General features: G+C 73.0%; 16 protein-coding genes and 2 pseudogenes. 7 read left to right on the forward strand and 11 right to left on the reverse strand.

Going from position 1 to position 22,662, the window contains the following annotated elements:
- Positions 1 to 58: 58 nt before the first annotated feature.
- The 4 genes and pseudogenes from AB0950_RS21450 to AB0950_RS21465 form a co-directional block, all read right to left on the reverse strand.
- Positions 59 to 1,273 carry a carbohydrate-binding protein gene (locus AB0950_RS21450; protein WP_360156365.1) on the reverse strand — a complete coding sequence of 405 codons (1,215 nt, stop codon included), beginning with the start codon at positions 1,271 to 1,273 and terminating at the stop codon, positions 59 to 61.
- A gap of 237 nt (positions 1,274 to 1,510) precedes the next feature.
- Positions 1,511 to 3,544 (reverse strand): annotated as a pseudogene (locus AB0950_RS21455) (TIM-barrel domain-containing protein); the annotation flags it as partial.
- Positions 3,545 to 4,270: 726 nt separating this feature from the next.
- Positions 4,271 to 4,702 (reverse strand): PaaI family thioesterase, encoded by a 432-nt coding sequence (locus AB0950_RS21460; protein ID WP_360156362.1) that lies wholly within the window; start codon positions 4,700 to 4,702, stop codon positions 4,271 to 4,273.
- A gap of 47 nt (positions 4,703 to 4,749) precedes the next feature.
- Positions 4,750 to 4,857: pseudogene (locus tag AB0950_RS21465) on the reverse strand (tautomerase family protein); the annotation flags it as partial.
- 339 nt (positions 4,858 to 5,196) lie between these two features.
- Here AB0950_RS21465 and AB0950_RS21470 point away from each other — a divergent pair.
- Both AB0950_RS21470 and AB0950_RS21475 read left to right on the forward strand, forming a co-directional pair.
- Positions 5,197 to 6,321, forward strand: coding sequence for a GNAT family N-acetyltransferase (locus tag AB0950_RS21470; protein WP_366779209.1), 1,125 nt, complete (start codon positions 5,197 to 5,199; stop codon positions 6,319 to 6,321).
- 109 nt (positions 6,322 to 6,430) lie between these two features.
- Positions 6,431 to 9,070, forward strand: a complete 2,640-nt coding sequence (locus AB0950_RS21475; protein WP_360156356.1) for a glycosyl hydrolase — start codon at positions 6,431 to 6,433, stop codon at positions 9,068 to 9,070.
- A gap of 44 nt (positions 9,071 to 9,114) precedes the next feature.
- Here the strand turns inward: AB0950_RS21475 and AB0950_RS21480 are convergent, their stop codons facing one another.
- The 6 genes from AB0950_RS21480 to AB0950_RS21505 form a co-directional block, all read right to left on the reverse strand.
- Entirely contained in the window at positions 9,115 to 9,369 is a 255-nt protein-coding gene (locus AB0950_RS21480; protein ID WP_360156353.1) for an acetyl-CoA synthetase, read from the reverse strand.
- A 373-nt stretch (positions 9,370 to 9,742) separates the two neighbouring features.
- Positions 9,743 to 10,495, reverse strand: a complete 753-nt coding sequence (locus AB0950_RS21485) for an ABC transporter ATP-binding protein (protein ID WP_366779210.1) — start codon at positions 10,493 to 10,495, stop codon at positions 9,743 to 9,745.
- Positions 10,496 to 10,498: 3 nt separating this feature from the next.
- Positions 10,499 to 12,106, reverse strand: a complete 1,608-nt coding sequence (gene mdlC / locus AB0950_RS21490; protein ID WP_360156347.1) for a benzoylformate decarboxylase — start codon at positions 12,104 to 12,106, stop codon at positions 10,499 to 10,501.
- The gene (locus tag AB0950_RS21495; protein ID WP_366779211.1) at positions 12,103 to 12,933 is read right to left on the reverse strand and encodes an ABC transporter permease subunit; all 831 of its coding nucleotides are present in this window, start codon (positions 12,931 to 12,933) and stop codon (positions 12,103 to 12,105) included. Before AB0950_RS21495 ends, mdlC begins: the two co-directional genes overlap by 4 nt.
- Positions 12,930 to 13,715 carry an ABC transporter permease gene (locus AB0950_RS21500; protein ID WP_360573029.1) on the reverse strand — a complete coding sequence of 262 codons (786 nt, stop codon included), beginning with the start codon at positions 13,713 to 13,715 and terminating at the stop codon, positions 12,930 to 12,932. The genes AB0950_RS21495 and AB0950_RS21500 overlap by 4 nt, the downstream gene beginning before the upstream one ends.
- Positions 13,712 to 14,680, reverse strand: a complete 969-nt coding sequence (locus AB0950_RS21505; protein WP_360156338.1) for an ABC transporter substrate-binding protein — start codon at positions 14,678 to 14,680, stop codon at positions 13,712 to 13,714. Before AB0950_RS21505 ends, AB0950_RS21500 begins: the two co-directional genes overlap by 4 nt.
- Positions 14,681 to 14,842: 162 nt before the next feature.
- Here AB0950_RS21505 and AB0950_RS21510 point away from each other — a divergent pair, with 162 nt between their 5' ends.
- Positions 14,843 to 15,700 (forward strand): DUF1932 domain-containing protein, encoded by an 858-nt coding sequence (locus AB0950_RS21510; RefSeq protein WP_360573025.1) that lies wholly within the window; start codon positions 14,843 to 14,845, stop codon positions 15,698 to 15,700.
- Positions 15,701 to 15,904: 204 nt separating this feature from the next.
- Here the strand turns inward: AB0950_RS21510 and AB0950_RS21515 are convergent, their stop codons facing one another.
- Positions 15,905 to 16,912, reverse strand: coding sequence for a Ppx/GppA family phosphatase (locus AB0950_RS21515; protein WP_360573023.1), 1,008 nt, complete (start codon positions 16,910 to 16,912; stop codon positions 15,905 to 15,907).
- A 226-nt stretch (positions 16,913 to 17,138) separates the two neighbouring features.
- Between AB0950_RS21515 and AB0950_RS21520 the strand changes: the two genes are divergently transcribed.
- The 4 genes from AB0950_RS21520 to AB0950_RS21535 all read left to right on the forward strand — a co-directional run bounded on the left by AB0950_RS21520 (position 17,139) and on the right by AB0950_RS21535 (position 22,565).
- Positions 17,139 to 18,317, forward strand: coding sequence for an NAD(P)/FAD-dependent oxidoreductase (locus AB0950_RS21520; protein ID WP_360573021.1), 1,179 nt, complete (start codon positions 17,139 to 17,141; stop codon positions 18,315 to 18,317).
- 134 nt (positions 18,318 to 18,451) lie between these two features.
- On the forward strand, positions 18,452 to 20,263 hold the full coding sequence (locus tag AB0950_RS21525) for an RICIN domain-containing protein (RefSeq protein ID WP_360156326.1): 1,812 nt from the start codon (positions 18,452 to 18,454) through the stop codon (positions 20,261 to 20,263).
- An 87-nt stretch (positions 20,264 to 20,350) separates the two neighbouring features.
- Positions 20,351 to 21,166 carry an inositol monophosphatase family protein gene (locus AB0950_RS21530; RefSeq protein WP_360573017.1) on the forward strand — a complete coding sequence of 272 codons (816 nt, stop codon included), beginning with the start codon at positions 20,351 to 20,353 and terminating at the stop codon, positions 21,164 to 21,166.
- A 43-nt stretch (positions 21,167 to 21,209) separates the two neighbouring features.
- On the forward strand, positions 21,210 to 22,565 hold the full coding sequence (locus AB0950_RS21535) for an FAD-binding protein (RefSeq protein ID WP_360156320.1): 1,356 nt from the start codon (positions 21,210 to 21,212) through the stop codon (positions 22,563 to 22,565).
- Positions 22,566 to 22,662 lie beyond the last annotated feature (97 nt).

The raw sequence follows: 22,662 nt of genomic DNA on the forward strand, positions 1-22,662 counted from the left end.
ATCCTTGGTCGCCGGTGACCCGAGAAGCTAGAGGTCTGAACCAGACACGTCAAGAGGTTCAGCAGGAGCCCTCGTCCTGCCACGGACCCCATTCCGAGGCGCCGGGCACCTCGTTCTGGGTCCACCACTTGGCCTTCCAGTTGTGTTTGCCGTACGAGACCTCGTTCCCCTGCGTGTACACCGCCGTGGAGCTCCACGCCGGCTTGCAGGAGGCCGGCGTCGGCGTCGGCGTGGGGGTCGGCGTCGGGGTGGTGGTGGGCGGGGTGGCGCCGGCGAACTTCACCGAGTACTTGGCGAAGTCCCAGTCGCCCTGCGCCACGCTGGAGCACGTGCCGGACGTACGGCCCCCGTTGTCCGGCGGGCTGCACTGCCGGTCCCGGTTCAGGGACCAGAACGTGAAGCGGTCCATGTTGTGGCTCGTCGCGTAGTCCAGCACCGTCTGGAAGTCGGACTGGGAGAAGATCTCGCCCGTGTCGCTGCGGCCGTTCATGCCGGAGAAGCCCTCATGGGCGTACGCGGTCGCCTGGTCCCAGCCGAAGGTCGACTGCAGGATCGAGTTGAAGTTGGTCAGCGCGCTGGTCTGGCTCGCCGCGCCGTTGAAGCCGCCGTCGAACGGCATGATGGAGAAGTTGTTCGGCGTGAAGCCCTGGGACTTGGCCTCCAGCAGCATCTGCTTGCCGAACCAGCCGGTGCCGTCCGCCGTGCCGGCCGTCGTGACCGAGACGTACAGGCCCGGGTTGTTCTGCTGGAGGATCTTGGCCGCGCCGATCTCGTTCTTGATGGCCGCGGTGTTCTCGTACTCCGGTTCCTCCAGGTCGAAGTCGATGGCGTGCAGCCCGTACTTGGTGATGACCTGCTGGTACGCCGCCGCGGTGGACGCCGCGTCCGCGCAGGCCTGGCCGAGCTTGGTGCCGCCGTAGCCGCCGATGGAGACCGACACGTCACCGCCCTTGGCGCGGATGGTGTTGATCATCGACTGCACGGCGGTGTCCGAGGAGACGGACGCGGTGCCGCCCCACGTGGGCGAGCAGCCGCCGCCGTTGGGCGCCAGGATGAAGGCCAGCTGGAAGGCCTTCAGGCCGGTGGCGTCCATGATGGCGGCCGGGTCCGGCGGGTCGTTGTCCAGCGGCATCAGATAGGGGGCGGCGGCGTACCAGCGATTGCTCAGCGCCGTCGTCGCCCCCGAGGCGTTGCTCGCGACGAGCGCGGTCGTGCCCGCGGCGGCGAGCGTGACGGCCGCCGCCGCGCCCAGACATGCCCGAAGAGGTCTCACTGCGTGCCTCCAGAGGGTGGGGGTGGGGAGGTCCCCTGGATGGGGGGAGCCCCACCCTCCGGGAGCTGTTGGGGTCACGTCAATAAGTTGGACTAGACCAGCGCGCTCTTTGGACTAGACCATACGATTGCTTTACCCCCGCTCGACCAGTTGAAGAGTGAAGCCCCGGTCCAGCGGAAGGCTCGGCGTGGTGACGGTCGTGACCTGCGTGCCGGTGTCGAACGACCAGGCGGAGGCGGGCAATTGGCGGCCGTCGAGCAGGACCCGCGCGGGCGCCGTGCCGCCGTGCACGGTGAACCGGTAGGTACGGGCGTCCACCTTCCCGGCGTACTCGCCCCGGCTCGCGCTCACCGAGACGGTCGTCCCGCCGCCGCCGGTGTGCAGGGACACCCGCTGGCCGGACGCGGCGCCCTCGGTGAAGCCGCGGGTCACGCCGTCGTCCTCGTACAGCGTGTAGTGGCTGGTGCCGTGCGCCGCCGGGTACAGGTCCCAGTCCAGCGCGTGCCGGTCCCGGGTCTGCCAACTCGTCGTGCCCTTCGGCCACATCGGCACGATCGCGCCCTCGCGCACGAACAGCGGAAGCGTGTCGAGCGGCGCGTGGTAGCCGTCGACCGTGGTCGGGCCCTGGTAGGTGCGGCCCGTCCAGTAGTCGGTCCAGGTGCCCTTGGGCAGGTAGATGCCGTCGCGGGTGTCGGAGTCCTGGTAGACCGGGGCGACGAGGAAGTCGGGGCCCGACAGGAACTCGTACTTCGCCCGGTCCGTCAGGGTGTCCGGGTCGTCCGGGAACTCCAGCCACAGCGGGCGGACCGCGCCCACACCCGTCTTCGCCGCCTGTGCCGACAGGGTGTACATGTACGGCAGCAGCCGCTCCTTCAGCTGCAGGTACTTCCTGTTGATCGAGGTGTACGGCTCGCCGTCGCGCCAGGGCTGCTGGTCGGCGGGCTTGCCGGTGGTCAGGTCGCTCGCCCAGCCGTCCATGGTCATGATGGCCGGCAGGAACGCCTTCCACTGCAGGTCGCGGGCGTACATCTTGGCGTCGTGGCGGTAGATGCTGCCCACGTCACCGGTGTCGTAGGCGATGCCGGACAGGGTCGCACCGGCGTACGTCGGGATCTGCCAGCGGATGTAGTCCCAGGACAGCTTCTGGTCGCCGCTCCACAGCACCCCGCAACGCTGGGCGCCCGCCCAGGACACCGGCAGCCACACGAAGCCCCGGGCGTCGCTGTTGTCCTCGATGCCCTTCTTGGCGGCGTCGCAGGCGTCGAGGGCGAACTTGTAGCCGTTGCCGACCCAGGCCACGTCCAGCTTGGCCACCCGCTGGCCCGCCTTCACCTGCTCGGCGAGCTTGTCGATGCCGTCCTGGGTCCACAGACCGAGCTGGGCGTGATGGTCCTGCAAGCCCTCGGCCGTCTGCTGCAGGTTCTCGTACCCGCAGCCGTAGCCGTCGTTGACCAGCATCCAGCCGAGCGGCATCCGGTGCTCGGTGTAGCCGTCGGCGATCTTCAGCGCGTCCAGGGTGTGCCGCTCGCCCCGGTTGGCGTTGTGCAGATAGCAGTCGGAGTCGCCCGGTTCCAGACCGTACACCGGCGGCATGAAGGGCCTGCCTGCCAACGCCGTGTACCTTCCGATCACTTGCTTGGCGTCGCCGAGGAAGTAGTAGGCGTCCAGCCGCCGTTCCTGCTGGCCCGTGGTGACCGGGTCGCCGAAGGTGTAGACACCCGGTGCGAAGGTGTTGCGGAAGACGCCGTAGCCCGCGCTGGAGAGGTAGAACGGCTGGGAGTTGTTGTAGCCGCCCTCGTTCCAGTCGAAGCTGTTGGCCACGTACATCGTCTGCCCGCGGTGCGAGAAGCTGCCGTTCTGCTCGCCGCCGCCGAAGAACTGCTCGTCCGCGCCGCGCGCCAGGCTCTGCCGCATCCCGCCGGTCGACCAGCGCAGCGGCTTGTCCTCCTGCCAGATGCGGGTGCGGTTGTCGGGCTGGTACAGGCCGAAGCGCAGCGGCTTCTTGTACACGCGCAGGACCGCCTGCGGCGAGCGGACGCCGTAGTAGTCGCCCGCGTCGAAGGACGAGGTGCGCCGCTCGGCGGCGGGCTCCTTGCGTACGATCGCGGTGCCCGCGGGATCGCTCAGCGAGCCGGACGGATCGGCCTGCAGACGGAGCTGACCTCCCGTCAGGAAGTCGGCCCGCGCGGTGAGCCGCCCCGCCTCGATGGTGTACGTGCCGTCGCCGCCCGAGAAGGACGTGAGATCGCCGGCGTCCGTGGTGGCGGGCAGATAGGCGGTGCCGGTGAAGGAGTCGTCGTGCACGTCGTACGGCACGACCAGCACGTGGTACGTCCCCGACGCCCGCGGGATCACCGTGGCCTCGGGGTCGGCGGTGCCCGCGCTGGACGCCACCTGCGTGCCGTGGTCGTCGAAGACGTACAGGTCGAAGTCGTCGGAGGGCTTGTCCCACCTGATGGACAGCGGGACGCCGCCCTCGGGGTTGTCGTCCCAGTAGCCGTCCGGCACCGAGACGGTCAGGTCGAAGCGGTCGCAGACCGTGTCGCCGGGGTCGGCGGCCGGGTCGGGACAGCTCTCGGCGCCTCCGCCGGTGCCCTGGGCGTAGACCGGGCTCTGCCAGCTGACGCTGCTGTGGGCGGGATCGAGTACGGCGCCGGTGGCGGTGGCGGCGGCCTGGGCGGGTGCCGGGGTGGCGAGCAGGCATCCCGCCAGGGCGATCACCAGCCCCAGCGGCACCCAGGCCGGCCACGGCACACGGTGACCCATTCTTCGCGGTCTGTGCACGGCTGAACAGCTCCCCTCGCAGTACTGCGGACCGACTGTTCTTGCTCCTGGTGCTGCTCGGAAGCGCTCGAAACACGCTCCAAACGAGCAACTTCACGCAGGAAGACTCAGGGTGACGCAGCCTCATGTCAAGAGCGCCAGCGCCGAGCCCGGTCCGCGGCACGACGAAGGCCGGCCCCCGAGCACGGGGACCGGCCTTCGTCTGCGGGCCGCTCAGCCGGCGGTCTTGCGCAGCACCATCTGGGTCTGCGTGGTCTGGCCGACCAGCCGGTCCCGGTCGTCGCGCAGGTCCGTCTGCACCACGATGAGCGTGCCGCCGAGATGCAGCGGCCGGGCGGTGGCCACGACGTGCCCGGCGGTGACCGCCCGCAGGAAGTTCGTCTTGGACTCCACCGTCGACGTACCGGCCGCTCCCTCGGGCAGGTTCAGATAGGCGCACACCGCGCCGACGCTGTCCGCGAGGGCCATCAGCGCCCCGCCGTGCAGGACGCCGCCCGCGGTGCACGCCTCGGGCGACCAGGGCAGCGCTCCGACGACCCGCTCTGCCGTGGCCTCGCGCAGTCCGACGCCCAGCCCGGCCGCGAACGGCATCGCGGCCAGCAGCTCGGCGGGCTCGGGGACGGCGCGCGGGGAGGTGGTCGACATGGTGTACCGCCTTTCGTGAGTGCCGCGATCACCGGGCAGTGTGCCAGTCAGTCCCCGGCCGGCTGCTGAAGCATGGCGAGTTTCAGGACACCGCCGCCGATGCCCCAGCCGCCGTCCGGCACCTCCTCCACCAGGACCATGGTGGTGGCGCGGGCTGAAGGGACGAACTCCGGCTCGCCCGTCAGGTCCACCGCGCCCCCTGAGGCCGCCGGCCGGGGCGGACACCGGAGTTGTCACGATGTGGGCAGACCCGTGGCGGATCATCCGGCGCCTGAGGCACCCTTGACAGTGTGCGTACTGTTTCGCGACGTTTGAGCGGTCGCGCGCGGAGGGGAACTTTTGCGCACATCGGAACCAGTGGCAGGACGCGCCCGGCGCGTCATGGGGGGAGCGGTCGCCCATGCGATCCATGAGCCATGATCCACACGCCTCACCGGCCTGTGCCGCCGCCGGCACACCGCTCGCGGAACCCGGGGAAGGGCGGTCGAACTGAGGTGGAGATCACCATCCACAGACCCGGTGAGCTGACGCCCGAGCTGCGTACGGCCTGGCATCGCGCGATGGACGCGTCACCCGAGTACTCCAACCCCTTCCTCGGACCGGAGTTCGCGGCCGGTGTCGGCCGGTACCGGCGCGGGGCCCGGGTGGCGGTGCTGCGCGAGGGCGGGGAGCCCGCCGGGTTCTTCCCGTACGAGCGGGGGCCGTTCGGTATCGGAAGGGCCATCGGGCTCGGCCTGTCCGACTGCCAGGCCCTCGTGCACCGGCCCGGGTTCACCTGGGACGCCGGTGAGCTGCTGCGGGCCTGCGGGCTCAACATCTTCGAGTTCGACCATCTCGTGCAGGAGCAGCGGCCGTTCGCCCCGCACGTCACCGGCACCTTCGCCTCACCGGTGATCGATGTGAAGCCCGGCGACGGCGGCTACCCGGAGTGGCTGCGCGGCACCTACCCGGGGCTGGCCAAGACCACCCTGAAGAAGGAACGGCGGCTCGGCCGGGACGTCGGCGCGGTGCGCTTCGAGTTCGACGAGCGCGACCCGGAGATGCTGCGCACCCTGATGCGGTGGAAGTCCGCGCAGTACCGCAGGACCGGCCGGATGGACCGGTTCTCCCGGCCGTGGATCGTCGGCCTCGTCGACCATCTCTTCCGCGTCCGCGAGGAGCACTTCACCGGGGTGCTGTCCGTGCTGTACGCGGGCGACCGGCCGGTCGCGGCCCACTTCGGCCCCCGCTCCAGCACGGTGCTGGCGGCCTGGTTCACCGCCTACGACCCTGAACTGCACTACTACTCACCGGGTTTGATGATGCACCTGCGGACCGCCGAGGCGGCGGCCCGGCACGGGGTGACTCTCGTCGACCTCGGGCGCGGCGACAAGGAGTACAAGGACTGGCTGAAGACCCGTGAGCTGCGGGTCGCGGAGGGCTTCGCGGCCCGCCCGCACCCGGTGGCGCTGGCCCACCGGCTGTGGCGCAGACCGGTCCGCGGGCTGCGCAACACGGTCAACGCCCATCCCGGCCTGCGTGATCCGGCCGACCAGCTACTGAAGACGGTGGGCAGATGGCGCACCCAGGCCGTCGCCGCCGCCTCGCCCGGCCGGAGGAATCACCTCCCGGACCGGTAGGTAGTTACTGGCAGGTTCTCGTCAAAATTTGGCCAAGCGGCGGACGTATGCGCGCCCGCGTGATCGGGTCTCCGTGTCAGCAGTATCGCTGCACTTCGGGAGGCCCTTGGTGTCCGTACCAACCCACAGAAGACGGTGGTTCACCGTCTGTGCGCTCGCCGCGTCCGCCGCACTCGTCGCGATACCCCCGTCCGCCGCCTCCGGGCGCTCGGCGAGCCCCTTCGGCGTCCGTGTCCTCGGCCAGCTCGCCAAGGAGCGCGCGCAGTCGGCCGGCGCCATGAAGCCGCACGTCGCGGCGGACGACGACGACGGCAACGAGGCGGACGAGATCGCCGAGGGTGCGGACCAGTACGCCGAGGCCCGCACCTCGCCGGGCGTCGTGGCGCCGGGCGCGTACGGCGCCGCCTGGCGCGACCTCAACGGCCTGAAGTCCACGGGCGGCCACTGGCGCAACATCACCGATCTGCCCTACAACTCCGACGACCCCCGCTACCGCGACATCGACTCCAACTCCAGCGGCGGCAGCGGCAACGTCACCGGCCGGATGGCGGCGCTCGCCGCCGACGACGACGGCTATGTCTACGCGGGCAGCGCCGGCGGCGGCGTGTGGCGCTCGCGCACCGGAGGCGGCCACTGGCAGCCCATCAGCGACCGGCTGCCCGCCCAGTCCACCGGCGCCCTCGCCCTCGACGGCAAGGACCGGCTGTGGCTCGGCACCGGCGAGGCCACCACCAACGCCGACGCCTACCTCGGCAGCGGCGTCTACGTCCTCACCCACCCGCACCACGGCGCCTTCACCACCCGCAGCCGGGTCGGCGGCGACGAGCTGGAGAGCACCACCATCCACGAGCTGCGCTTCGGCGGCGACACCGTGTGGGCGGCCACCAGCGAGGGCGTGTGGAGCCACTCCACGAAGAAGCTGAGCGGCCCCTGGAAGCTGGAGTACGCGCCCAACCCCGACTACCTGCCGGGCGGTTCGAAGGCCGACGACCCGAACGCGCCGTACAAGAACATCGCCAACGACATCGCGATCGACCCCAAGGACCCCTCCAAGGTGGTCCTCGCCGTCGGCTGGCGCAGCGGCGACGACTACAACGGCTTCTTCACCAGGGTGAACGGCGCCTGGACCCGGATCACCAGCGGCCTCGGCGACCTCCCGGCCGACCCGGACGACGTCGGCAACGTCACCTTCGCCCGCTCCGCCGACGGCTCCCGCTACTACGCCATCGACCAGTCCCCGGAGCAGCTGAACACCAACCCGGACAGCGGCCTGGAGGGCATCTACGTCTCCAAGTCCGGCTCGCCGACCGGCCCCTGGACGAAGATCGCCGACTACAAGGGCCTGGCCGCCGACAACTCGGCGCTGACCACGGCCGGTTACATGCCCGGCGTCCAGGCCTGGTACAACCAGTTCCTCGCCGTCGACCCGAGCGACGCGCAGCACGTGTACGCGGGTCTGGAGGAGGTCTACGAGACCAAGGACGGCGGCGCCGACTGGTCGACGGTCGGCCCGTACTGGAACTTCACCTTCTCCTGCTGGAGCATCGACCCGGCCAAGCAGACCGGCGACTGCAACCCCACCACCCACTCCGACCAGCACGGCGTCGCCATCGGCCGCTACCACGGCAAGAGCTTCGTGTACGTCGGCAACGACGGCGGCGTCTACAAGCGCCCGGTGAACGGCTCCCAGGACGCCTCCGGCCACGCCACCGACTGGACGTCCCTCAACGACGGCACCATCGACACCCTGCAGTACTACTCCGTCGGCATCGGCAAGGACCTCGACCACGGCGGTCTCTCCGTCACCGGCGGCCTGCAGGACAACGGCCAGTCCATCCTGCGCGGCAACGACAAGGTGATGGGCTCCAACTTCGGCGGTGACGGCGGCGACACCCTCACCGACCCGGCCAACGGGTGCAACATCGCGCAGGAGTACGTGTACCTGGCCGTCCAGGTCACCCAGAACTGCGCGGTGAACGACGGCAGCTGGGTCACCGACCCGAGCAAGGCCACCTCGTACTCCGTCGCCCCGCCCGACAACGCCACCAGCGAGGCCCGCTTCATCGCCCCGCTCGCGGCCGACATGAAGGACGGCAACACCTGGGTGGCGGGCGGCCGGCACATCTGGGTCCAGACCCACGGCTACGCCATCCGCAGCGGCAAGGAGTGGACCAGCGTCCACGACTTCGGCGCCGGCCGGACCGCGACCGCCGTCGCCGCCTCCGGCGGCAAGATCTACGCCGCCTGGTGCGGCCCCTGCAACAACCAGGGCTTCGCCCGGGGCATCGCCGTCGGCAACGCGGACGGCACCGGCTGGCACGACATCAGCCTGCCGGTCGACGGCACCGTGCCGAACCGCTACCTGAGCGGCTTCGCGATCGACCCGAAGAACGCCGACCACGTCTTCCTCGCCGTCAACGGCTTCTCCCGGCACTGGACCGAGGGCCCCGGCGCGGGCGTCGGCCATGTCTTCGAGTCCACCGACGGCGGCACCACCTGGAAGGACATCTCGGCGAACCTGCCCGACGTGCCCGCCGACTCGGCGCTGGTGACGGCGGACGGCGGCCTCGCCGTCGCCACCGACCTCGGTGTCGTCTACCGCGCTCCGGGCCGCACCACCTGGCAGCGGATCGGCAGCCTGCCGGCCGTCGCCGTACTCCAGCTCAAGACGAGCCCGGACGGCGGCACACTGTACGCCGCCACGCACGGCCGCGGCATCTACACCGTCAAGGTGTGCGACCTGCGCTAACCGGCCCGCCGGAACAGGAGGGGTGGCTCCCGGGTTTTCGGGGGTCACCCCTCCCGCGCGTACGGCACCACGTCCACGTCCAGTGTGAAGACCGGGCGTGCGGCCCCCGCCAGATCCGGCGCCTTGGCCGCCGCCGTGATTTGTGCCGTACCGCCCCGGGTGCCCGCGCAGCGCAGGGTGGCGTGCGCGGTGCCGTCCGCGTCCACCCGCCAGCCGGACGCCACCACGAGCGCGGGCGCCGAACTGAGCACGCGGGTCCACCGCTTGTCGTCCAGACGCGGCCGCAGGGTGAGGGTCACCTCCGTCCCCGGACGCACACACAGCCGGCGCCGGACCGGGTCACCCGGGGCCACGGCCACCGCCGCGTGTCCGGCCGCACAGGACCCGGCCTGCCCGGAGGGCGTCGCCGCCGTCCCGTCGGCGGACGCCGAACCGCTCGGCGAGGGGGAGCCGCCCGGCGGCACCGACGCGCGGGCCGAGGGCTCCGGCCGCGCCGACCGGTCCCCGGACCCTCCGGCACCGGCCCCCGCACCCCGGCCCGCCGACGCCCCGCACCCCGCCAGTACGACGACCGCGGCGATCGCACATCCACCGGCCCACCACCGCATGCCAGCCACCTCCCGGCCTCCCGACACGCCTCCCGGGATGCTCCCGGTGCGCCCCCTCAGGATGTCAGTCGCGGCTGCGCACCGCCCGCCCCACCTCCGTGCGCAGCTTCACGAACCCGGGCAGGCTCCGGGTGGTCAGCTGGTCCCGCTCGCCGGGCAGGTCGACCGGCAGGTCGAGGACGACACGGGAGCCGGGGCCGGGGGAGAGGACGACGACGCGGTCCCCGACGTACACGCTCTCGTCGATGTCATGGGTGACGAACACGATGGTCGTGCCGGCGGCGCGATGCACCTGAAGCAGCAGGTCCTCCAGGTCCTCGCGGGTGCCGGCGTCCAGCGAGCCGAACGGCTCGTCCATGAGCATCAGGGAGGGCCGGCACACCAGCGCGCGGGCGATGGCCACCCGCTGCTGCATGCCGCCCGACAGCTCGCGGGGACGGCGCCGGGCCACGTCCCGCAGGCCGACCCGTTCGAGGATCGTCTCGGCCTCCGCCCGGCGGGCGGCGCGGGACAGGCCCCGGCGGCGCAGCGGCAGGGCCACGTTGTCGCGCACGGTGAGCCAGGGCAGCAGCGAGCGGCCGTACTCCTGGAAGACGACCGCGAGCCGCTCCGGGACGCCGGTCACCGGCGTCCCGTCGATCGTGACCGTGCCCTCCTGCGCGGGCAGCAGCCCGGCGATGGTGCGCAGCAGCGTGGACTTGCCGCATCCGGAGGGCCCGACCACGCTGAGCAGCTGCCCGTCGGGCACGGTCAGACTGATGCCCTCCAGGACGCGGGTGTCGCCGAAGTGCCGGCTGACGGAGTCGAGGCGCAGCATCCCTCACCCGGCCCAGGGTTCGTACAGCGTGCCCGCGCTCCCGGCGATGCGCACGTGCAGCAGGAAGGGGCCCGTGTCGTCGCCCCGGCCCAGGGCGTGGTCCAGGGCGGCCGGCAGCTCCTCGGGGTGCTCGGCGCGCGCCGCGGGGCAGCCGAAGGACTGAGCCAGCGCCGCGAAGTCGATGCCGGTGATGTCCGTGCCGGGGACCGGCGCGATGCCGATCCGCCGGCCCAGCGCGCGGACGGCCGCGTAACCGCCGTTGTCCAGCAGGACGTAGGTGACCGGGGCCGCGTACCGGGCCGCGCTCCACAGGGCCTGCACCGAGTACAGCGCCGAGCCGTCGCCGGCCACGCACACCACCCGGCGCCGGCCGGCCAGCGCCCGGCCCACCGCCAGGGGCAGGCCCCAGCCGAGGGCCCCGCTGCCCGTGGTGAGGAAGCCGCCGCCCGCCTCGACGGGCACGCGCGCGTGGAGCGTGTCGCGGTGGCTCGGCGCCTCCTCGACCAGCACCCGGTCGCGCGGCAGCCGGGCGCTGAGCAGGTCGAAGAACAGCTCCGGGGTGATGTGCCCCTCGGCGCGGGCCGGGGCGGGGGCCGGCCGGGGCGGCGGCGGATCGCGGTCGGGCCCCTTGAGCAGCCCGGTGAGCCGTTCCAGCGCGGGCCGCAGGGTGGTGACGATGCTGGTGCCGGTGGGCAGCCAGGCGGCCTGGCCGGGGTCGCAGTCCAGGTGGAAGAGTTCGGTGCCGGGCAAAAGCGGCGGTCCGTCGTCCTCGACGTGGTAGGTGAACACCGGCGTGCCGAGGGCCACCACCACGTCGTACGGGGCGAGCCGCGCGGCCAGTGGGCGGGCGATCGGCGGCAGGAACCCCTGGAACAGCGGGTGCGACTCCGGGAACCCCGAGCGGCCGGAGAGCGGGCTGATCCACACCCCGGCCCTGATCCGCTCGGCCAGCGCCAGGACGAGCTCCAGCGCGTCCTCGTCGTCCACGCCCGGGCCCACCACGAGCGCCGGGCGCGCGCACGCGTCCAGCCGGGCGGCGAGCGCGTCGAGGGCCCCGGGGTCGGCCGTGAACCCCGAGTGCACCGTGCGGGGCGTGACGGGCTCGGCGGGCCGGTCCCAGTCGTCCTCGGGCACGGACACGAACACCGGGCCACGCGGATGCGTCATGGCGATCCGGTACGCCTCCGCGAGCACGGCCGGCACGTCCTCGGCCCGCTCCGGCTGATGGGCGTACTTGACGTACGGGCGCGGGAACAGGGCCGGTTCGGCGGCGCCGAGGAACGGCCGCAGCCGGATCAGCGAGCGCGCCTGCTGTCCGGCCACGACCACCAGCGGCACCCGGTCGCGGAAGGCGTTGAACACCGCGCCGAGCGCGTGCCCGACCCCGCCGGCCGAGTGCAGGCTGACGAAGGCGGCCCGCCGGGTGCCGAGCGCGTGCCCGGCCGCCATGCCGACGGCGACGGACTCCTGCAGGCCGAGCACGTAGGTGAAGTCGTCGGGCCAGTCGCGGAACATCCGCAGTTCCGTGGAGCCCGGATTGCCGAACACCGTGGTCATGCCGGTGTCCCGCAGAAACCGTACGACCGCCTCGCGGACCGTGGCCGTCGTCATGCCGTCCTCCCTGCGGACGTCCGGGTGCCGACGAGCCGCTTCTCGACCGCCAGCAGCGTGGTGTTGAGGAGATACCCGAGCGCGCCGAGCAGCAGCAGCGCGGCCCACACGGTGAGCAGGTCGGAGCGCGTCTGGGCGTCGGTGAGCGTGAAGCCGATGCCGTTGTCGCTGCCCGGCAGCAGCTCGGAGAAGACCATCAGGATCAGGCACAGCGACAGGCTGAGCCGGAGCCCCGCGAAGATCCGGGGCAGCGCCGAGGGCAGGATCAGGAACCACAGCCGCTCGGGCGCCGTCAGCCGCAGCACCGCCGCCGCCTCCAGCCGCAGCGGGTCGGTGGCCCGGGCGCCCTCGGCCGAGTTGATCAGCACCGGCCATACGGCGCTGAACACGATCGACGCCACCTGCATGGGGGTGCCGAAGTCGAAGACGACCACGAACACCGGCACCAGCGCGGGCGGCGGCACGGCCCGTGCGAACTGGAACACCGGGTTGCACAGCGCGTACGCCCGCCGGGAGCGGCCCACCGCGGTCCCGAGGGCGATCCCGGCGACGGCGGCGAGCGCGAACCCCGCCGTCATCCGGCCCAGGCTCGGCAGGATGGTGTCGACGGCGGCCGGGGTGAGGAACAGATGACCGACGGGCCCGGAGAACCACAGGGTGCCGGCGTGCCGGGCGATCCTGAGCGGCGGCGGGAAGTAGACGCTGCCTTGCGCCCGGGCGGCCAGCTCCCAGCAGGCCACGGCGACGAGCAGCACCGCCCAGCGCAGCAGGAAGGGGACGGCGCCGGCGCGGGGCGGCCCCGGCGCGTCGCCCTGTGTCCGCGTCATGGGCGGCTCCGCTCCGGCCGGGGTTCCTGCGCCCAGGCGAACAACCGCCGTTCGGCGCCGACCAGTACGCCGTTGATCACCAGCCCGAGCACGCCCGCCCACACCACCCCGGCCAGCACGTCTTCGGTGCCGTCCGTCTCGGTCTGGGCCTGGGCGATGAAGATGCCCAGGCCCTGGCCGAAGCCGGAGAGGATCTCCGTCGCCACGGCCAGGATCAGGGCCACCGCGGCCGAGATCCGCACACCGGCGGCAATGAAGGGGGCCGTGGCCGGCAACTCCACCCGCAGCAGCACCGCCAGCCGCCCGAACCCGAAGGCGCGCATCGTGTCCTTGGCCAGCGGATCGGTCTCGCCGAGGCCGTAGACGGTGTTGAACAGCACCGGCCACAGCGAGGCGTACGCGACGAGCGTCACCTCGGTCCGGGTGCCGGAGCCGAGCAGCAGCGACACCAGGGGGATCAGTGCGACGGACGGCAGGGGCCGCAGGAACTCGATCACCGCGCGTACGGCGGCCTCCACGACCGGCACCGAGCCCAGCAGCAGCCCGAGCGGCACGGCGATCGCACAGGCGAGCCCGAGGCCGAGCGCCCACGCCCGCAGGGTCACCCCCACCCCGTCGAGAAAGGCCGTGTCACCGGCCAACCGGGCGGCGCGGGCGACGACTTGGGATGCGGGCGGCAGATAGCTGCGCCGTACGACCCCGGCCCGGGCGACCGCCTCGCAGACCCCGAACGCGCCCGCCGCGCCGAGCAGGCCCAGCAGCGCTTCCTGGCGCCGTGTCATTTCACCAGCAGCGGAGCCGGATCGATGTCCTTCTTCAGCATGCCCTGAGCGCGCATCAGCCGGGTGAGCCGGTGCAGCGCGGACGGGTCGGCGGTCGCCGGGTAGCCGGGCAGATGGAGCGACCTGGCCTGGTCCGCGGTCACCTTGGCGTACTTGGGCAGCTCGGCGCGGACCGCCGCCGGATCGCCGGCGGCGAGCTTGGAGGCCGCCTCGACGGCGCGCCGGAAGCCCGCGGCGGCCTTCGGGTTCTTCTTCACGAAGTCGGCCGTGGTGACGTACCCGCTGGCGGGCAGGCCGCGCGCGGGCCCCGACCCGCCGTCCAGCAGCACGCGAGCACCAAGCTCGCTCTGGACGGCGGTGTCGAAGGGCTCGACCGCGTGGGCCGCGTCCACCTGGCCCTTCTGCAGGGCGGGGCCCATCTGCGGGAAGAGGATCTGCCGGTAGACGGGCCGTCCGGCGTGCTGGGCGTCGAGGATCGCGTTCAGCGTCAGCGACTGGATGTTGTTGAGGACGGCGACGGCGACCTTCTTGCCCGCGAGGTCCGCGGGTGACTTCAGGGCGGAGTCCTTGGGCACGAGCACGTCCATCATGTGCGGGGCGATCCGGACGCCTTCGGCGAGGATGCGCAGGTCCAGGGTGCCCTTCTCGTACGCCTGGAAGTAGGTGACGTAGTTGGCGCTCGCGATCACGTTCACCTGGCCCTTGAGCAGCGCGGGCAGCGCCTGGATGCTCTGCTGCACGGGCTGGATGCGCACGTCCAGGCCCTCCTTGGCGAACAGCCCGCGGTCCCGGGCCAGATAGAGGGCGGCGGAGTCGGCGAGCGGCAGCGCCGCGACGGTCAGCCGCGTCCGTCCGTCACTGGAGTGCGAGGTGCCGCCGCTGTCGCAGCCCGCGAGGAGCAGCGCCGCGGCGGCGACGAGCGCGGCGAGCCGTGTGGTTCCCGATCGTGGTCGACGTAAAGGCATAGGGGCATGCCTACCCTGCATTTGTCATGATCGCTACACGTTGGGGGAGTGTCGTTCCGGGGGCTGTTGTTCCGGGAGCTTCTCCCGGCGGCTTCGCGGACGTGCGAACCGGGCCGGCGGGGGCGTACGAACCGGGCGGGGCAGGGCGGTTAGGGTCGGCGCATGGTTCGGTGTGACGTGGGAATCGTGCACCCCGGCGCGATGGGCGCGCGGGTGGCGGCGCAGGCGGTGGCCGCGGGGGCGCGGGTGTGGTGGGTGCCGGAAGGACGCTCGGCCCGCACCGGGGAGCGGGCCGCCGAGGCCGGGCTGAACGCCGCCGCCGATCTGGCGGAACTGGCGGCCCGCTGCGAGATCGTGCTCAGCGTGTGCCCGCCGGCCGCCGCGCCGGCCGTCGCTCGGAGCGTGGTGGCCGCCGGTTTCCGGGGCGTGTACGTCGACGCCAACGCGGTCGCTCCCCAGCGGATGGCCGAGATCGCCGCGCTGTGCGCCGACGGCCCGGTGACGCTGGTGGACGGCGGGATCACCGGCCCGCCGCCGCGGACCGCCGGCACCACCCGCCTCTACCTCTCCGGCGACCCGGAGGCGGTCGGGACCGTCTCCTCCCTCTTCGACGGCACGCTGCTCACCCCGTACCCGCTGGCCGGCCCGGTCGGGCGGGCCTCGGCGCTCAAGCTGTCCTTCGCCGCGTACAACAAGATCAGCCACGCCCTCGCCGCACACGCCTCCGCCCTGGCCGGCGCCCACGGCGTCCTGGACGAACTGCGCGACCTCGCCGCCGATGCGCTGCCCGGCACGCCTCTCGCCGATCCGCGGCGGCTGGCCGGCGCCGGGCCGCGTGCCTGGCGGTGGGAGCCGGAGATGGAAGAGATCGCCGGCACGTGCGAAGAGGCCGGAATCCCGGGCGACTTCGCGAGGGCGGCGGCACGGACGTTCGCCCGCTGGGACCACCACAAGGACGACCACACGGTGACCGACGCCCAGCTCCTCGCCGACCTCCGGGAAACTCCCGGACGGGGGTGAGAGCGGGCGCGGCCCACGCTGTTCAGCACGGCCGGTCGGCGCCGGAGACGCCCCGGACCGTATGAGGGCCGGTTGGCGGGTCGCCGTCAGCCGGGCCCGTCAGGCGAGCGGCCCCGCTGTTCGGCCGCTGGTCCGCTCACCCCCGACCCGGACCGTACGAGAGCCGATCGGCGGGGGGTGCCGTTTGTTGTGGCCGACGGGCCGTCAGGCCGATGGGCTCGCTATGCGGAGGGGCGCCGGTGAGGGCGGTACCGCCGGGTCGGTGGCGTCGGTGATGTCCGTCCACCAGTCCGCGCCGTCCTCGATGTACCGCAGCAGCACGCCCTCGCGGATCGCCCAGGGGCAGACCACGGCCCCGCGCAGCCCCATGAGCTTCAGTGCCGTGTGCCCCACGACCGCTCCGGCCAGGCTCTGCTCGGCGCGCGGCGCGGAGATCCCCGGCAGCTGGGCCCGCTCGGCGGCGGGCAGTGCGGCGAGCGTGCGGACCGCCTCGCGCAGGTCCCGGCAGCGCATCTCCCGCCGCACGAACGGGCCGTACCGCCCCGGCGCCGCCCCGCACAGCCGGCCCAGCTGCTGGAAGGTGCGGGAGGTGACGGCGGCGGTGCGGGGCCGCTCCCAGCGGATCCGCGAGGCCACGTCCCGCAGCTCATGGCGGATGCGGCGGCGCAGCTCCTTCAACTCCTCGCGCCGCGGCGGATCCTCGGTGCCGAAGTACTCCTGGGTGAGCCGCCGCGCGCCGAGCGGCAGGGACGCGGCGAAGTCGGGCAGCCGGCCCCGCCCGAAGGCCACCTCCAGCGAGCCGCCGCCGATGTCGAGCACCGCGAGCGGGCCGGCGTGCCAGCCGAGCCAGCGCCGGGCGGCCAGGAACGTCAGCTCCGCCTCGGTCTCACCCGGCAGGGTGCACATGCGGATCCCGGTTCCGGCCGCCACCCGGCGCAGTAGCTCCTGCCGGTTCGGGGCCGCGCGCACCACGGCGGTGGCGAAGGCCATGGGGCCCGAGGCGTGCCAGCGCCGGGCGGTGGCCCCCGCCGCGGCCACCGCCTTCACCAGCGCCTCGACCGCCTCGTCGGCGATGGTGCCGTCCGAACCGACGTGTTCGGACAGGCGCAGCTTCCACTTGACGGTGTGCACCGGCAGCGGAACGCCCCCCTCCACATCCGCGATCACCAGTCTCACCGTGTTCGACCCGGCATCCAGCACGCTCACCCGCATGGCCGGGAAGTACCCAATTCACCGGCGATCACCCGTCACACAGGGGGCGCGCCCGTGCACAGCACCCGTGTGCCGTGCTCCCCAGGGGCAGGCGGCGGCGGACGGGTGGTCCTGTCCGGATCTCGGCCCCCCGGCCCGCCGCCGAACCCGCCCCTGCCCTTAGATGGGCACGACCGGATGGACAGGGCCGGACGGGGACGGCCGTGGTCGGCGCGAGGAGCGGCAGTTGAGCGGGACGGACGCGACGAGAGTACTGGTGATCGGCGGCGGCATCGCGGGGACCGCGGCCGCGCTCGGGCTGCACAAGGCCGGATACGACGTCACCGTGTACGAGGCACACCCCGACTCCGCCGAGGACATCGGGGCGTTCCTGACCCTGGCGAGCAACGGCATGCGCGCCCTGGCCCAGCTCGACGCCACGGACGCCGTCACCGGGGTCGGTTTTCCGCTGACTTCGCTGCGGCTGCTCGACGGCGACGGCACCGAGCTGACGCACGCACCGCTCGGCGAGGTCGCCGACCCCGCACTGCGCTACCGCTGCCTGCGCCGCGGCGAGCTGAACGCGGCCCTGCAGGGCGAGGCGGCCCGACGCGGCGTCCGGGTGCGCCACGGCGCCCGGCTGACCGGCGTCACGGACGGCCCGCACGGCGTCACCGCCCGGTTCGCCGACGGCGGCACCGCCCACGCCGACCTCCTGCTCGGCGCCGACGGCCTGAACTCCACGGTGCGCCGGATCCTCGCCCCCGGCGCGCGGCCCACGTACGCGGGCCAGCGCATCTTCTACGGCTACTCGGGCGGCACCGCCGCCGACGGCACCGGCGTGATCACCTTCGTCCGGGGCGGCGAGACCACCTTCGGGTACGCGACGTCGCCCGCCGGGCAGACGTACTGGTTCGCCCGGGTGAGCACCGAGCCGCTGGCCGCCGGCGGCTCCGCGCACCACGCGGCCTGGCGCGAGGAGCTGCTGCCGCTGCTGCGCAAGGACTGCGCGCCCGCCGCGGACATCGTCGCCGCCTCCGAGGGCGCCGTCATGGTCACCGACGCCACCGAGATGCCGCTCGGCGCACTGTGGCACAGGGGGCGCACCCTGCTCATCGGCGACGCCGCCCACGCGGCCTCCCCGGCGACCGGCCAGGGGGCCTCGATGGCCCTGGAGGACGCCGTCGTCCTCGCCAAGGCGCTGCGCGACCTGCCCGACGCCGGATCCGCGTTCGCCGCGTACGAACGGCACCGCCGCCCCCGGGTGGAGCACAACATCACCGTCAGCGGCGGCCTGTCCCGCGGCACGCGCAGCCCGTCCCGCCCGGCTCCCGCCGTGGCCCGGCCCGTCGAGCCGGACGAGACGCTGATCCGCCAACTGGCCTGGGACAGCCCGCTGCCCGCGGCCCCGCCCGAGCGGCCCTGACACCGGGCGCCGAGGCGGACGTACGCGCGAAAGTGCAAGAGGGAAAGCACGGGAGTCCATTGTGGGGGCAGCAGCCGGAGCCGGATCGTTCCAGGCGACCGGCCCTTCGGAATCCTCGGCACCAAGGAGCACAGTTGCGACTCTCCAGCAGAGCGGGCGGCGCCGTGGCCGCGGCCGCCGCACTGATCCTGGGCGGCGGCGCCGCGTCCCCCGCGACCGCCGCCGCACCCGCCGACGCCGGCTACACCGTGACCGTGGGGACCCCGGTGCCCTTCACCCACCCCACGGACACCCCCGCCTCCGCCTACGTCGACCGGGACGGCACCTTCCACTACCAGCAGTCCGCCGCGCTGTACGGCGCGACGGACCCGCGCACCTGGGACTTCTACACCGGCAAGGACTTCGACTCCGCCACCTTCGACAAGGCCCTCAGCAAGTCGGTGAACCCGGCCAACCCCGCCGACCGCAACGACGACACCACCTGGCGCTGCAACAACAGCCCCACCGGCCGCGAGGCCACCTACGCTCCCAGCGGCTCCGGCTACGCCCAGAAGAACTACTGCGACCTGTCCGGTGTCTGGATCGACCCCGACACCGGCGACTGGTACGGCCTGGTGCACAACGAGTTCACCCCGCAGCCCTTCGGCGACGGCCTGCACTACGACGCCATCGACTACGCCGTCTCCACCGACCGGGGCCGCACCTGGACCGTCAAGGACCATGTGATCACCTCCCCGTACAGCACCAGGCGCGGGGACACCACGGCCTTCCCGAACCAGACGTACTCCTACGGCGACGGCGACCAGCGCCTCTTCGCCGACGCCGCCTCCGGCTACTTCTACGTCTATTACGGCTCCCGGATCGTCGACAAGAACGGCGGCTGGAAGGCGTTCTACGAGCACGTGGCCCGCGCGCCGATGTCCGCCAAGATGGCCCCCGGCTCCTGGCGCAAGTGGTACGACGGCGCCTGGTCCCAGCCGGGCACCGGCGGCAAGGAGAGCAACATCGTCCCCGTAGACGCCGGCCACCCCACCGGCTACACGCCCGTCTCCGCCGAGTACGACCCGGCCAACCCCGGCACCGCGGCGCAGCAGATCGCGGCCGGCACGATGCCCCCGACCTCGCCGCTGTTCGTCATGAACATCGCCTACGACGCCTATCTCGGCCTCTACATCGGCGAACCCCAGGCCGTCGACCAGAGCGGCGGCTCACCGCAGTACCTCTACGCCACCGACGACATCGCGAGCCAGAAGTGGCATCTCATCGGGGACACCGGCGACTACACCACCGCCTCCTGGTACCGCTGGTTCCTCGACAGCGCCAACCGGACCAGCTCCACGATCGTCGGCAGGTCGTTCCGCTCCTACTGCGCCTTCGGCTGCTCGCACGACGCCTCCGGCGAGTACGTCGACATCACCGTCGACGGCGTCAACCCCGCGGCCGCGCCCGTGGACACCGGCCGCGGCTACCGCATCGCCTCCGGCGCGGGCCGCATCCTCGCCCAGACGACCGCCGGCTCCGCCACCACCTCACTGGCCCGGCCCACCGCCTCCGGCCGCGACACCTGGTTCTTCACCCCGACCGGCGACGGTGCCTTCACCGTGACCAACGCCGCCGGCGGCCGACTGCTCGGCGTGGACTCCTCCTCAGCCACCGGCCGCGCCTGGGGCGCCGAACCCACCGTCACGGCGGCGCGTTCCGGCGGGCCGTCGGCCGGGCAGCAGTGGTTCGTGATCCGGAACTCCTCCGGCGGCACCTACCGTCTGGTCAACCGCTACAGCGGACTCGCCCTCGGCCTCTCCGGCGACACCGGCCGGCTCGCCGAGACCACACCGGTGCGCGCCTGGACGGACACCAGCGGCACTCCGGTGGGCGCCGGGCGCACCGCCGCCGAACAGACCCTCTCCTTCACCCCGACCGGCTCCGCGCACCAGCGGAAGGGATAGACCGGCCGACCGGCCCCGGCCCGCGCGGTCGCTTCCCCTCGCGCGGGCCCCAACCCCCTGTCAGGGCAGCACCGTTATCCTGCGCCCATGTCGATCATCAACGGGGATTCCGACGCCCGGCTGGCCGTCACCGCGGCCCAGGCGGGCGCGGCCGTGGTCCGCGACCTCTACGGCGGCCGGCTCGCGCGCTACGACAAGACCGCCGGCGACTTCGCCACCGAGGCCGACCACGCCGCCGAGCGGGCCATCCTCCAGGTGCTGCGCGCCGCCCGTCCCGACGACGCCGTGACCGGTGAGGAGAGCGGACGCTCCGGCGCGGCCGACGCACACCGCCGCTGGCTCGTCGACCCGCTGTGCGGCACCCTCAACTACGCGGTGCGGACGATGCTCGTCGGCGTGAACGTCGCCCTGCGCGAGGGCTCCCGGGTGACGGCCGCAGCCACCGCCGACCCGTTCGGCGGCGAGGTCTTCTGGACCGACGGCGAGGCCGCCTGGGTGCGCGAGGACGGCGCCGACGAACGGCTGACGCCCTCGGCGGAATCCGCGCTGGTGGACGTCAACCTCGACCCGCCGTTCCCCAACGCCCCCGGATTCCAGGCCGCCCGGCTCCTCGCCGACCCGGGCTTCGCCGCACGGTTCCGTCCCCGGGTGATCTCCAGCACCCTCGCGCTGGCCTGGGTGGCCGCCGGGCGCCGGGCCGCCTATGTCACCGACGGCGACCTGCGCGACAGCGTGCACTTCGCGGCCGGGATCTCCCTGTGCCGGGCGGCCGGCTGCACGGTGACCGGCCTGCACGGCGAGCCCGTGCTCAGCGGCGCGAACGGCCTCGTCGCGGCGGCCGACGCCGAGACCCACGCCGCCCTGCTGGACCTCGTCAAGCACCAGACGGATCAGCTGGGTTGACGGCGTTCTCGACGCGCGCCGGGCCCTCTGATGTGATGCCCGCATGACCCTGGCCCACGAGCTCACGGCCCGCTTCGGCCTCGCCCTGGACACCCGCCCGGAGACCCTGGCCGCGTGCGCGCAGGACTTCGGGCACATCGTGCGGGAGACGCCGCTCGGCGTCCTGCGCCCACGCTCCGCCGCCGAGATCGGGCAGCTGCTGGAATTCGCCGGGCCCCGCGGCATCCCGGTGGGCGTGCGCGGAGGCGGCCACTCGCTGTACGGCCAGGGGCAGGCGGGCGGCGGGATCGTACTGGACCTGCGGGCCCTGAACCGGATCGGGCCCGTGACGGACGATCAGGTCACGGTGCAGGCAGGGGCGTTGTGGCGGGAGGTGCTGGCCGCCACCCTGCCGTACGGCCGCACCCCGCCGGTCCTGACCGACTACCTCGGCGCGGCCGTCGGCGGTGTGCTGTCGGCGGGCGGACTCGGCGGCGCCGGCCACCGGCACGGCCTGGTCGCCGACCAGGTGCTGGAACTGGAGGTGGTGACCGGGGCGGGCGAGCACCGGGTCTGCTCTCCCGGCCGGGACCCCGAGCTGTTCCACGCCGTACTGGCCGGGCTCGGCCAGTGCGCGGTGATCGTGTCCGCACGTCTGCGCCTGGTCCGCGCCCCCGCCCGCGTCCGACGGTACTGCCTGTACTACGCCGACCTGACCCGCTGTCTCGCCGACCAGCGGCGGCTGGCCGAGGAGCAGCGCTTCGCCTATCTGGAGGGCCAGGTCCGGCCCGCCGACGACGAGGGCCGCCGGTACATGACCGAGGCCGTCGCGCCGCACGACGGTTTCCGCCCGCCCGACGACGCGGCCCTCCTCGACGGACTGGCGCACGATCCCGCCGCCGTGGAGACGGAGGACCTGGCCTACGGCGAGTTCGCCCATCGCGTGGACACCGACGAGGAGGTGCTGCGGGAGACGGGGGAGTGGCTGCATCCGCATCCCTGGCTGAATCTCCTCCTGCCGCACGACAACGCCGAGTCCGTCGTCCGCGCCGTCGTCGCCGACCCGGCCTTCCGCGACCTGCGCGACCGAGGCCTCGCCCTGCTGTACCCGCTGCTGTCCAGTCGGCTGCGGGCGCCCCTGTTCAGCCGCCCGTCCGGTGAAGTCTTTTACCTGTTCGCCCTGTTGCGCACCGCTGAGCCCGACCGACCCGAGACGGTCGCGGCGATGGTGGCCGCCAACCGCGCCGCGTACCGGCTCGCCCGGTCCCGGGGCGCGGTCGCCTATCCCGTCAACGCGCTGCCCATGACGGACGCCGACTGGCGGGACCACTACGGCGGCCGCTGGGCGGCGTTCGCCGACGCCAAACGGCGCCACGATCCGCACCTGGTGCTCGGCCGGGGACACGGGCTGCGGTTCTGAGGTCCCGGGGTTCGCGGTTCTTGAGGTTTTGGCTTCCGAACACTTGCCGTCCGCTTGTCTCACCACTTAAATCAAAACCTGAACTAAGCCTCGAGGC

The sequence above is a fragment of the Streptomyces sp. NPDC007189 genome (assembly GCF_040703635.1).
Lineage (GTDB): Bacteria > Actinomycetota > Actinomycetes > Streptomycetales > Streptomycetaceae > Streptomyces.

What these genes read in the sequence shown, in the direction of transcription:
- AB0950_RS21460 (WP_360156362.1), bottom strand. Translation starts at nt 4,702, where the DNA reads ATGTCGACCACCTCCCCGCGCGCCGTCCCCGAGCCCGCCGAGCTGCTG.
- AB0950_RS21485 (WP_366779210.1), bottom strand. Translation starts at nt 10,495, where the DNA reads ATGCTGCGCCTCGACTCCGTCAGCCGGCACTTCGGCGACACCCGCGTC.
- mdlC (WP_360156347.1), bottom strand. Translation starts at nt 12,106, where the DNA reads ATGACGACGGCCACGGTCCGCGAGGCGGTCGTACGGTTTCTGCGGGAC.
- AB0950_RS21495 (WP_366779211.1), bottom strand. Translation starts at nt 12,933, where the DNA reads ATGACGCGGACACAGGGCGACGCGCCGGGGCCGCCCCGCGCCGGCGCC.
- AB0950_RS21500 (WP_360573029.1), bottom strand. Translation starts at nt 13,715, where the DNA reads ATGACACGGCGCCAGGAAGCGCTGCTGGGCCTGCTCGGCGCGGCGGGC.
- AB0950_RS21505 (WP_360156338.1), bottom strand. Translation starts at nt 14,680, where the DNA reads ATGCCTTTACGTCGACCACGATCGGGAACCACACGGCTCGCCGCGCTC.
- AB0950_RS21510 (WP_360573025.1), top strand. Translation starts at nt 14,843, where the DNA reads ATGGTTCGGTGTGACGTGGGAATCGTGCACCCCGGCGCGATGGGCGCG.
- AB0950_RS21515 (WP_360573023.1), bottom strand. Translation starts at nt 16,912, where the DNA reads ATGCGGGTGAGCGTGCTGGATGCCGGGTCGAACACGGTGAGACTGGTG.
- AB0950_RS21530 (WP_360573017.1), top strand. Translation starts at nt 20,351, where the DNA reads ATGTCGATCATCAACGGGGATTCCGACGCCCGGCTGGCCGTCACCGCG.
- AB0950_RS21535 (WP_360156320.1), top strand. Translation starts at nt 21,210, where the DNA reads ATGACCCTGGCCCACGAGCTCACGGCCCGCTTCGGCCTCGCCCTGGAC.